General features: G+C 64.0%; 10 protein-coding genes. 6 read left to right on the forward strand and 4 right to left on the reverse strand.

Going from position 1 to position 10,491, the window contains the following annotated elements; all coding sequences use genetic code 11:
* Positions 1-40 precede the first annotated feature (40 nt).
* The 4 genes from AC07Y0_RS06485 to AC07Y0_RS06500 form a co-directional block, all read right to left on the reverse strand.
* Complete coding sequence (locus AC07Y0_RS06485) at positions 41-682, reverse strand: acyl-homoserine-lactone synthase (RefSeq protein WP_498675627.1); 642 nt, start codon at positions 680-682, stop codon at positions 41-43.
* A 129-nt stretch (positions 683-811) separates the two neighbouring features.
* Positions 812-1,561, reverse strand: coding sequence for a helix-turn-helix transcriptional regulator (locus AC07Y0_RS06490; RefSeq protein ID WP_498675630.1), 750 nt, complete (start codon positions 1,559-1,561; stop codon positions 812-814).
* Between the two features lie 153 nt (positions 1,562-1,714).
* Complete coding sequence (locus tag AC07Y0_RS06495) at positions 1,715-4,027, reverse strand: NADP-dependent malic enzyme (protein WP_498675632.1); 2,313 nt, start codon at positions 4,025-4,027, stop codon at positions 1,715-1,717.
* 180 nt (positions 4,028-4,207) lie between these two features.
* A complete protein-coding gene (locus tag AC07Y0_RS06500) occupies positions 4,208-4,393 on the reverse strand; it encodes a lipoprotein (protein ID WP_498675635.1) in 186 nt (61 codons plus the stop codon).
* 190 nt (positions 4,394-4,583) lie between these two features.
* Here AC07Y0_RS06500 and AC07Y0_RS06505 point away from each other — a divergent pair, with 190 nt between their 5' ends.
* The 6 genes from AC07Y0_RS06505 (at position 4,584) to AC07Y0_RS06530 (ending at position 10,347) form a co-directional block, all read left to right on the forward strand.
* Positions 4,584-5,189 carry a TetR/AcrR family transcriptional regulator gene (locus AC07Y0_RS06505; RefSeq protein ID WP_498675637.1) on the forward strand — a complete coding sequence of 202 codons (606 nt, stop codon included), beginning with the start codon at positions 4,584-4,586 and terminating at the stop codon, positions 5,187-5,189.
* Between the two features lie 100 nt (positions 5,190-5,289).
* Positions 5,290-6,150 carry a UDP-2,3-diacylglucosamine diphosphatase gene (locus tag AC07Y0_RS06510; RefSeq protein ID WP_498675638.1) on the forward strand — a complete coding sequence of 287 codons (861 nt, stop codon included), beginning with the start codon at positions 5,290-5,292 and terminating at the stop codon, positions 6,148-6,150.
* A gap of 193 nt (positions 6,151-6,343) precedes the next feature.
* On the forward strand, positions 6,344-7,492 hold the full coding sequence (locus AC07Y0_RS06515) for an ABC transporter permease (protein ID WP_498675640.1): 1,149 nt from the start codon (positions 6,344-6,346) through the stop codon (positions 7,490-7,492).
* Positions 7,493-7,502: 10 nt separating this feature from the next.
* The gene (locus AC07Y0_RS06520; protein WP_498675642.1) at positions 7,503-8,330 is read left to right on the forward strand and encodes an ABC transporter ATP-binding protein; all 828 of its coding nucleotides are present in this window, start codon (positions 7,503-7,505) and stop codon (positions 8,328-8,330) included.
* Positions 8,330-9,700: an MlaD family protein gene (locus AC07Y0_RS06525; protein WP_498675645.1), complete on the forward strand. Its 1,371-nt coding sequence runs from the start codon at positions 8,330-8,332 to the stop codon at positions 9,698-9,700. Before AC07Y0_RS06520 ends, AC07Y0_RS06525 begins: the two co-directional genes overlap by 1 nt.
* 47 nt (positions 9,701-9,747) lie before the next feature.
* Positions 9,748-10,347, forward strand: a complete 600-nt coding sequence (locus AC07Y0_RS06530; RefSeq protein WP_498675648.1) for an ABC-type transport auxiliary lipoprotein family protein — start codon at positions 9,748-9,750, stop codon at positions 10,345-10,347.
* The last annotated feature ends 144 nt before the right edge of the window (positions 10,348-10,491 follow it).

Genomic DNA, 10,491 nt, shown 5'->3' on the forward strand with positions numbered 1-10,491 from the left:
CGCCGCGGGATCGCGGCGCTTTGCCTTTTCGGAAGAAGTGTCAGGCGGCGCGGGGCTGTTCGATCGACAGAGGTTCGACCAGCAAGGGTCCGTCGATTTCGGCGACCGCCTTCATCCGTGCCAGCAGGTCGGGCGTCACCTCCCATGCGACGGCGACGGCGTGGACCGAGCCGATCTTGTGCGGTTCGGCGATGCGTTCGCCCGGGCAACCCATGCGCCGGAACATCCGCTCGAGGAAGACGTCCGTCACGGTGACGATGTGGCTGAGCCCGGAGGCAAGACCGATCTCGCCGACGCCGCACATCAGTTCGGCGGCTGCAATCGTCACCTGGTTCGAGGCGCGGTCCTGCGAGATTTCCGGCTCGATGCAGAAGCGGCTCGATTCCCAGATCTCGGCGCTGCGGATCTCCGGCCGCCCTCCGAGCAGGATCGGGAAGGTGTCGTCGAGCATGTTGGGGCCGAGTGTCGGCAGCAGCCGCAGGGAGCCGCGCAGCAGGCCCTCCGGCGAATAGGACATGACGTAGATGGGGTTGGCATCGTCATAGTGGTCCACTTCCCAGTCGTCCCTGACGGTTACGTCCCATTTCAGAAGATCGTGGAAAACCCGCTTGCGCAGCCGGTGCATGGCGGCGATTTCCTCGGGATATTCGTTGCGATTGGCGCCATTGATGATCCTGATCATTCCAGTCTCCCTTGTTTGTCCAGGCGACTGAAAGATGGCAAATTACATATGAAATGAAACTGTCGGTAGCGACAGGTCGCGAAATTGCAATTGCGGATTATGCTTGTGCGCCCCAAATGGCGGAGGTGGTCAGTGCAGGTCCGGCCCCGGCAGCAGGCCGCGCCAGGCGGCTTCGGCGACCGCCTGGGTGTTGGACACGACATTGAGCTTGCGGCGCGCATTGGACATGAAATAGCGGACCGTGCGCTCTGTGATTCCCAGGATCACCGCGGTCTCCCAGTAGCTTTTTCCTGCCGCGGCCCAGTAGAGGGCCTGGCGCTCGCGTCGCGTCAGCCGGGGTTTGGTCTCGCCGCCGCCGCCCACGCCGGGCTCGCTGCCCTGGAGGAGCGTGGCATGAAACTCGATGGCGAGCGCCTGCAGGTCGCGGTCATGCAACCGGCGGAACCTGTGCCAGTCGCAGGCTTCGGCATCGATATGGACGGCGAGCATGGCCTGGCGGCCCTCGCGCGAGAGGAGCGGATAGGCTACGCCGCAGGGCGTGATGCCGAGGCGCTCGGCCACCCGGTCGAGGCCGTCGCGGGCCGGCGTGCCTGGTGTCAGCACGTTCCAGTCGAGCGGCCGGATCGCCGCCAAAGCCAGGCGGAGCGGCGGCTCGAAGACGCTGGGGCCGAGCGCCCTGACGGCATGGACCCCCGCAGCACCGAAGGTGTGGCACAGGCGATGCGCCTTGACGCCTGCCGGCGTGCACATGGCGTCGATATAGAAGATGTGGGTGATGCCGAAGGTGGTCTGCATCTGCCTCAAGAACGGGAGCGGACGCACGACCTTCTGATCGTGCAGCCAGTCCAGCAGGTCGAAGTAGCCGCCCTGGTTCGTCATTCCTGAAACCCTGCAATAAATATGGGTCAAGAGTGTTCGCCGGAGGCCATGATGTCCAGCGGGTAATTTGGATGACGAGCTTACCCAGCCGAAGGCCCCGTCACCGGCGATGGCGGGGTATACCGGATGTTCCGGGATTGGCGCAGGCCCGCGTCAGTCGGGCTGCGCGGCTTCCACGACGGCAAGGGCGGCCATGTTGACGACGCCGCGTGAGGTGACCGAAGTCGACAGGACGTGGGCGGGCAGGGCGGCACCAAGCAGGATCGGCCCGACATGCAGCGCGTCCATCATGGTGCGAACGATGCCGAGGGAGATATTGGCGGCATCGAGGTTGGGGAAAACCAGGAGATTGGCTTCGCCGGTCAGCGTGCCGTCGGGCATGGCCCGCTTGCGCAGGGCTTCCGACAGGGCCGAACCACCCTGCATCTCGCCGTCGACCTCGAGCTCCGGCGCCTGGGCGCGGATGAGTTGCAGCGCCTCGCGCATCTTGCGGGCACTTTCGGAATCGCGCGAGCCGAAGTTCGAATGCGACACGAGGGCGGCCCTGGGCGTGATGCCGAAACGGCGGATCTCCTGGGCGGCGAGGATCGTCATTTCGGCGATCTCGGCGGCGGAGGGATTATAGGTGACGAAGGTGTCGGTGAAGAAGATGGCGCCGCGCTGGGAGATCAGCAGGCTGAGGCCCGAAAAGGCCCGCACACCCGGCTTCTTGCCGATGATCTGGCCGACATCGCGCAGGTGGCGGTCGAATCGGCCTTCGACGCCGCAGATCAGGGCGTCCGCATCGCCACGGCGCACGGCCAGCGCGCCGATCACCGTATTGTTGGTGCGCACGATCGTGCGGGCGGCCTCCGGATTGATGCCGGCCCGGCCGACCAGGGCGAAATAGTCCTCGACATATTCACGGTAGCGCGGATCGTCCTCGGGGTTCACCAGATCGAAATCGACGCCCGGACGGATGCGAAGACCGAAGCGCTGCAGGCGGCTCTCGATGATCTGCGGACGGCCGATCAGGATCGGCTTGCCGCTGCTTTCCTCGAGCAGGACCTGGGCGGCGCGCAGCACGCGCTCGTCCTCACCCTCGGCGAAGATGACGCGCTTGCTCGATGCCTTCTTCGCTGCCGCGAAGATCGGCTTCATGACGAAGCCGGAGCGGAAGACGAAGCGGTTCAGCTGGTCGAAATAGACATCGTAGTCGGTGATCGGACGGCGTGCCACGCCGCTCTCCTCGGCGGCCTTGGCGACGGCCGGCGCGATGCGCAGGATCAGACGCGGGTCGAACGGCGAGGGAATGAGATAGTTCGGACCGAAGGTCGGGGATTCGCCGGAATAGGCGCGGGCGGCGACCTCGGAGACTTCCTCGCGGGCAAGGGCTGCGATGGCGCGCACCGCGGCCATCTTCATTTCCTCGTTGATCGTCGTCGCGCCGCAGTCGAGCGCGCCGCGGAAGATGTAGGGAAAGCACAGGACGTTGTTGACCTGGTTGGGGAAGTCGGAGCGGCCGGTGCAGATCATCGCGTCGGGGCGCGCCGCGCGGGCAAGATCCGGCATGATTTCCGGCGTCGGGTTGGCGAGCGCCATGATCAGCGGCTTTTCCGCCATCTTCACCAGCAGTTCCGGCTTCAGCACGCCTGCGGCCGACAGGCCGAGGAAGACGTCGGCGCCGTCGATCGATTCGGCGAGCGTGCGATTGGCGCTGTCCTGGGCATAGACGGATTTCCACTGGTCCATCAGCACTTCGCGGCCGAGATAGACCAGGCCCTCGATGTCGTGCACCCAGATGTTTTCGCGCTTTGCGCCGAGGATGACGAGAAGGTTGAGGCAGGCGAGCGCCGCGGCGCCGGCGCCGGAGGCGACGATCTTGACGTCCCCGATCTTCTTGCCGGCCAGTTCCAGGCCGTTGAGGATCGCGGCGGCGACGATGATCGCCGTTCCGTGCTGGTCGTCATGGAAAACCGGGATATTCATCTTGTCGCGCAGCTGCTGCTCGACCTCGAAGCATTCCGGCGCCTTGATGTCCTCGAGGTTGATGCCGCCGAAGGTCGGTTCGAGCGCCGAAACGGTCGAAACCATGGAATCGACGGTCAGCGCGTCGATTTCGATGTCGAAGACGTCGATGCCGGCGAACTTCTTGAACAGGACGGCCTTGCCTTCCATGACCGGCTTCGAGGCGAGCGGCCCGATATTGCCGAGCCCGAGCACGGCCGTGCCGTTGGAGATGACGGCGACCAGGTTGGCGCGGGCGGTATATTCCGCGGCCAGTTCCGGTTCGTCGCGAATGGCAAGACAGGGGGCCGCCACACCGGGCGAATAGGCGAGCGCGAGGTCGCGCTGGTTGCCGAGCGGCTTGGTGGCCTGGATTTCCAGTTTTCCCGGTCGCGGATAGCGATGGTAGAAAAGTGCCTGCTCATCGAGGTCGGCCGTGGCGGTTGTCGGCTGCGACTTGTTCTTGTCCTTGGTATCCATGCTTTCCCGTGTCCGCTTTTCTTTGGATTGCGTTCCTGCATACACCAAATGAACGGGACTGGGAGTACCCCGCCGCCCTCCTCACCGATTTTGTCGGCGAAGGCTTTTCCCGCGCGCACGAAAAAGCCCGGCGGGGGAGCGCCGGGCTTGCCTTCGATCCAGCAAAGACGGGGGCTGGTCTCAGGTGGAAGGCGATACGAGCGAAGGCTGAGTCGTGGGACGGTAGCCGTACTTGGACTTGGCACAATCATTGCCGGACAGGCCGGCATAGGCGCAGGCGGTCTGCTTTTCGTCCGTCGGGCGGGTGGTCTGCGAGCAGCCGGCAAGCGCTGCGGTGATAAGCAGGGCGACGAGTAACTTTTCCACGATCCGTTCTCCTGGTGGATGTCCCGCGCGGCGGCTCTCGTTGGCCTGTCGTTTGGGTAGTTGAACTTGCGTGCCTCATATTGAACACATGTGTTCAGTTGTCAACATCATTGTTTGAGAAATTGCGCAGGGGTCTTGGCTTGTGGCCGTCCGATGCGGTACGACTAGGGCGTTCTGAAGGGAGTCGGCCGTGAAGTCTGGTGTTCAGTGTCGCATCCATGAGGCGGCGATGCGTCTCTTCGCGCGATTGGGCGCGAGCCGGGTCAATGTAAGCGATCTTGCCGAGGAGGCGGGCGTCGCGCGCGGCACGATCTACAATGCCGTCCCCAATCCCGACCGCCTGTTCGAGGAGGTTGCGGGCGATCTCGCCTGCGAGATGCAGGAACGCGTCCGGGTGAGTATCGTCGAGATTGCCGATCCTGCGCGCCGCCTGTCCTGCGGGATCCGGCTGTTCCTGCGCCGGGCGCACGAGGAGCCGCAATGGGGCCGTTTCATCGTGCATTTTGGCTTCAGCAACAAATCGTTGCGGGGATTGCTGACCGCATCCTCGACCGAGGAGATCGTCACGGCGATCGGCACCGGCCGCTATGCCATCCGCCAGGAGCAGGTGACATCGATGGTCGCGATCATCGGCGGTGCGACCCTGTCGGGCATGATGCTGGTGCTGGAAGGCTACAAGAGCTGGCGCGAGGCCGGCAGCGAAGTGGCCGAACTCATCCTCGTCTCGCTGGGCGTCGACCGCGTGGAGGCCGGCGAGATCTCCCGTTGCGAACTGCCTGAACTCGTCCAGCAATAGGGGCCTTGCCGATTGCGGCACCCCGTCAAGCGGGCCTGTCATCATCCTGAAACACGAGTCTGGTTTTGGAGGGGGCGAAGGCTCGTCAAGCGAGAGGCCCATGACCGTGAATACAGATTCGGAAATCCGTCACTTCAGAACCCTGTTCATTTCCGACGTGCATCTCGGCTCGAAGGCGGCCAAGGCGGACTTCCTGCTCGACTTCCTGCGCACCCACGAGGCCGAGACGATCTTTCTCGTCGGCGACATCGTCGACGGCTGGCGGCTGAAGCGCAGCTGGTACTGGCCGCAGGACTGCAACGACGTCGTGCAGAAGCTGCTGCGCAAGGCACGCAAAGGCACCCGCATCGTCTACATTCCCGGCAATCACGACGAATTCCTGCGCGGCTTTCCCGGCACCCATTTCGGCGGCATCGAAGTGGCCGAACGGATGATCCACGAGACTGCCGACGGCAAGCGCTACCTCGTACTGCACGGTGACGAATTCGACGTCGTGGTGCGCAATGCCCGCCTCGTCGCCTATCTCGGCGACTGGGCCTACGACATGGCGATCAACATCAACATCCTGCTGGCTGCGGTGCGTCGCCGCCTCGGCATGCCCTACTGGTCCTTCTCCGCCTGGGCCAAGTTGCAGGTGAAGCAGGCCGTCAACTTCATCGGCGAGTTCCAGCGCGTCGTTGCCGAGGAAGCCAGACGCAACGACGTGGATGGCGTGATCTGTGGCCATATCCACCATGCTGTGATGGAAGACATCGACGGCATCCACTACATCAACACCGGCGACTGGGTGGAGAGCTGCACGGCCATCGTCGAGCATCACGACGGACGCTTCGAGCTGATTTCCTGGGGCCATCTGATCGGCGCCGCCGCCAAGAAGGTCGCCGCCCTAGCGCCGCCCCGGGCTGTGGCGGTTGCGATCGCCGCCGAAGTGGCGAATGCGAAAGACGTCCAGGCGGCCTGAACCGGAGCGTCGGTTCACACGTTGGCCGGAACTGACCGTGGGCGTGTGTCTTCATGGTGACGCGCCGCGATAAACGCTTCCTTAAGGATTTCATTGCCGGTGCGTGTCGTTATACTGCGCGCTTGAGTGATTTGCGCCGGCAAGATGATTTGGCCGAGCCCGCGTGGCGCAATGCGTGGAAGTTGTCAGAACCTTGAAGTCCGTACACCCAGAGAGCGCCGCGATTGATATCGACGAATTGCCGGGCGAAGGGCATCGCATCCGGCTGTCCGGCGCCTGGCGCAACAACAGCCTCGGCACATTGCTGCAGAACAATGGCCGGCTGGTTCCCGTGGACGGCAGCCGGCCCATCGAGGTCGATCTGAACGCGGTCTCGGAGATGGACATGGCGGGCGCCTGGCTGGTACGCCGCTTCGTCGCCGCTCGCGAGAAGGCGGGCGGCGATATCAAGCTGACCGGCGGCAGTCCGGCGATGCGCGAACTGCTGCGGGTCCTGCCGGAAGACGTCAAGCATCCCACCCCGCCTGCGGCCAAGGGGCCGCTGTTCCAGCGGCTGTTCGCGCCGGTCGGCAAGGTGATCGTTGATCTGTGGTTCGATGTGGTGGCGATGATGTTCGTGCTCGGCTCGGCCGTGCACGGCGCGCAGACCAAGCTCGGGCGCGGCAGCGGCGTCTCACCTGCCTCCGTGGTCACCCAGATGGACCATATGGGCGTCCGAGCCGTGCCGATCATCATGCTGATGTCCTTCCTGATCGGGGCGATCATCGCCCAGCAGGGCGCGTTTCAGCTACGGTATTTCGGCGCCGAGATCTTCGTCGTCGACCTCGTCGGCATCCTGCAATTGCGCGAGATCGGCGTTCTGCTGACGGCGATCATGATCGCCGGCCGTTCCGGCAGCGCGATCACCGCCGAAATAGGCTCGATGAAGATGCGCGAGGAGATCGACGCGCTGAAGGTGATCGGCCTCAACCCGATCGGCGTCCTGGTTTTTCCCCGACTGGTCGCCCTGACCGTCGTGCTGCCGCTCCTGACGATCGTCGCCAACTTCTCCGCGCTTTACGGAGCCTCCGTGGTCGCCTGGACCTATTCCGGCATCACCTTCGACGTGTTCACCACGCGCCTGCATGATGCGATCGACTATTCGACCGTGGCGTCCGGGATGATCAAGGCACCCTTCATGGCGCTGATCATCGGTATCGTGTCCGCGGTCGAGGGCATGAAGGTCGGCGGCAGCGCCGAGTCTCTCGGGCGACACGTCACGGCGGCGGTGGTGAAGGCCATCTTCGTCGTCATCCTGGTGGATGCGCTGTTTGCAATTTTCTACTCGGCAATCGATTTCTGAGGTGGCGGGCGTGAACACGGAAACCGGGGCGGTAGAGAAGGGCGAGCGCGAGAAGGTGCTGTCGGTCAGGGATCTGACGGTCGCCTTCGGCAGCAAGGTCGTTCTCGACAATCTCGACCTCAACATCTATCGCGGCGAAATTCTCGGCTTCGTCGGCGCATCGGGTGCGGGCAAGTCGGTGCTGATGCGCACGGTCCTGCGGCTGTTGCCGCGTCGGTCCGGCACGATCGAAATCCTGGGTTCCGACTATAATACGGTGGACGAGCGCACGCGGATGGAACTCGACACGCGGCTGGGCGTCTTGTTCCAGCACGGTGCGCTGTTCTCGGCGCTGACCGTCAAGGAGAACATCCAGCTGCCGATGCGTGAATATCTCGACCTGCCGATGTGGCTGATGGATGAGCTGGCCTACCTCAAGCTGGATCTCGTCGGTCTCGACCCGGATGCTGCGGACAAGTATCCGTCGGAACTGTCCGGGGGCATGATCAAGCGTGCGGCGCTGGCGCGCGCGCTGGCGCTCGACCCGGATCTCGTTTTCCTCGACGAGCCGACCTCCGGCCTCGACCCGATCGGCGCCGCGGAATTCGACGAACTGATCGCGAGGCTGCGCGACACGCTCGGCTTGACCGTCTATATGGTCACCCACGACCTCGACAGTCTGTTTTCCGTCTGCGACCGCATCGCCGTTCTGGGGCAAAAGCGAGTCTTGGTCGAAGGCACCTTGGACGATATGCTCGCCAGCGAAGATCCTTGGGTCAAATCCTATTTCAGGGGCAAGCGGGCCCGTTCCATTCCTCGCCGGGGCAACCCGGTGGCATCCGGTAGAGTGACTGACTGATGGAAACCAAAGCCAATTATGCGATCGTCGGTTTTTTCACGATGCTGGTCATCGCGGCCGCCTTCGGCTTCGTCTACTGGATGGCGGAATACGGCCGCGGCGGGACGCTCGCCCCGCTGGCGATCCGCATTCCGGGTTCGGCCAACGGCTTGAGCATCGGCTCTCCGGTGCGCTTCAACGGCATCGCCGTCGGCTCCGTGCGCAGTCTCTACATCGACAAGGAGGATCCGCAATTCTCGGTGGCCTTCACCGAGGTCAGGGCCGACGCGCCCGTCACCGCCTCGACCAAGGCGGTGCTCGAGATCCAGGGCCTGACCGGGGCGGCCTATATCGAACTCTCCGGCGGCAATGCGGGGGACGCCAATATTCTCGAGAAGGCGATCGCCACCGGTGAGCCGGCGGTATTGCTCGCCGATCAGTCGAGCGTCACCAACCTCCTGGCGACGGCCGACAAGATCCTGAAGCGCGCCGATGATGCGATCGGCCAGCTGCAGGGCTTCATCACCGATGCCCGAGATCCGCTGACCAATACCGTCAAGAACGCCGAGACCTTCTCCAAGTCGCTGGCCGACAATGCCGACGGCATCGACAAGTTCCTGGCAAGCGTCAGCGCGCTGTCGGAATCGGTCTCCGGCCTGTCGGGCCGACTCGACTCGACGCTCGGCGCGGCCGAGAGCCTGTTCAAGGCGCTCAATTCGGACAAGATTGACCAGATCCTCACCAATACAGAGGCGTTCACCGGCAATTTCGCCGATGCCTCGGACAGCATCGGTCCGGCCATCGAGACCTTCCGCGACACGGCAGCGACCTTCCAGAAGTTTGGCGAGAATGCCGACAAGACGCTGGGCAGGGTCGACGCGGTGATCGCCGCGGTCGATTCACAGAAGATCACCCAGGTGATGGACGACGTCTCGGTCGCATCCGCCGATGCGCGCGAAGCGATCAGCGGCTTCAAGGATCTCAGCCAGAGCATCACCGATCGCACCCAGGACATCGATCAGGCGATCACCGACTTCACCCAGCTTTCCAACAAGCTGAACAATGCCTCGGACCAGATCGACGGCATCCTGAAGAAGGTCGATGCCTTCCTGGGCTCGGGCGAGGCGGATTCGCTGAGCGCCGAGGCGCGCAAGACGCTGGTGTCGATCCGCGGTGCCGCCGACAACCTGAACGCCAGGATCGGCCCGATCGCCGACAATCTGACGCGCTTCTCCAATACCGGGCTCAGGGACATTCAGTCGCTGGTCACCGATACGCGCCAGACCGTGCGCGGTCTGAACGACGCGATCACCAATTTCGACAATAATCCGCAGCGGCTGCTGTTCGGCGGCGACAACGTCAAGCAGTTTGACGGGCGAACGAGACGATGACGAACGGGACGGGAAGGGACAGGGGTCACATGGGCGGAACCGCTATCATGGCGCGTTGCACGACGGCAATGAGGGCTGCGATCCTCGTGCCGCTGCTGGTCGCAGGGCTGTCGTCCTGCGGGTCGAAGGCATCGAACGATACCTTCGACATCACGGCGGCCCCCGACGTCAAGAGCAGCGGACCGGCGCGCAGCCGCCAGCTGCTGGTCGCCGATCCTTCGGCCTTGAAGGCGCTGGACAGCGAGCAGGTGCTGGTGCGCGTCTCGCCGTCCGAGATCCGCTATCTGTCGAACTCCCAGTGGAGCGACAAGCTGACCCGGATGGTCCAAGCCAAGCTGGTCGAGACCTTCGAGAACACCGGCAAGCTGGACGGCGTCGGCAAGCCCGGCCAGGGCCTTGCCATCGACTACCAGCTGATCACCGACGTCCGTGCCTTCGAGATCGATACGGTCGGCGGCGACAGGGGGGTGGTCGAGATCTCCGTCAAGCTGCTCAACGACCGCAACGGCGCGGTCAAGGCGCAGAAAGTGTTCAGCGCCAGCGAGCCGGCGTCGGGCACGTCCAACGAGGCTTATATCCGCGCCATGGACCAGGCCTTCGGCCGCGTGAGCGCGGAAATCGTCGCCTGGACGCTGACCCAGATCTGAGGCCGGCCAACGGCCCGGCAGGAGCCGCGGACCGGTCGTCCTTTGCCTCACATACGATAAACAAGAAAGAGCCCCGGGCCATTCAGGCGCCGGGGCTCTTTCTTTCGTGCTGTTTGTCAGCTGCGGCCGGCGTTGCCCGCCGGC

It is taken from the genome of Allorhizobium sp. GW101-3B10, assembly GCF_059424725.1.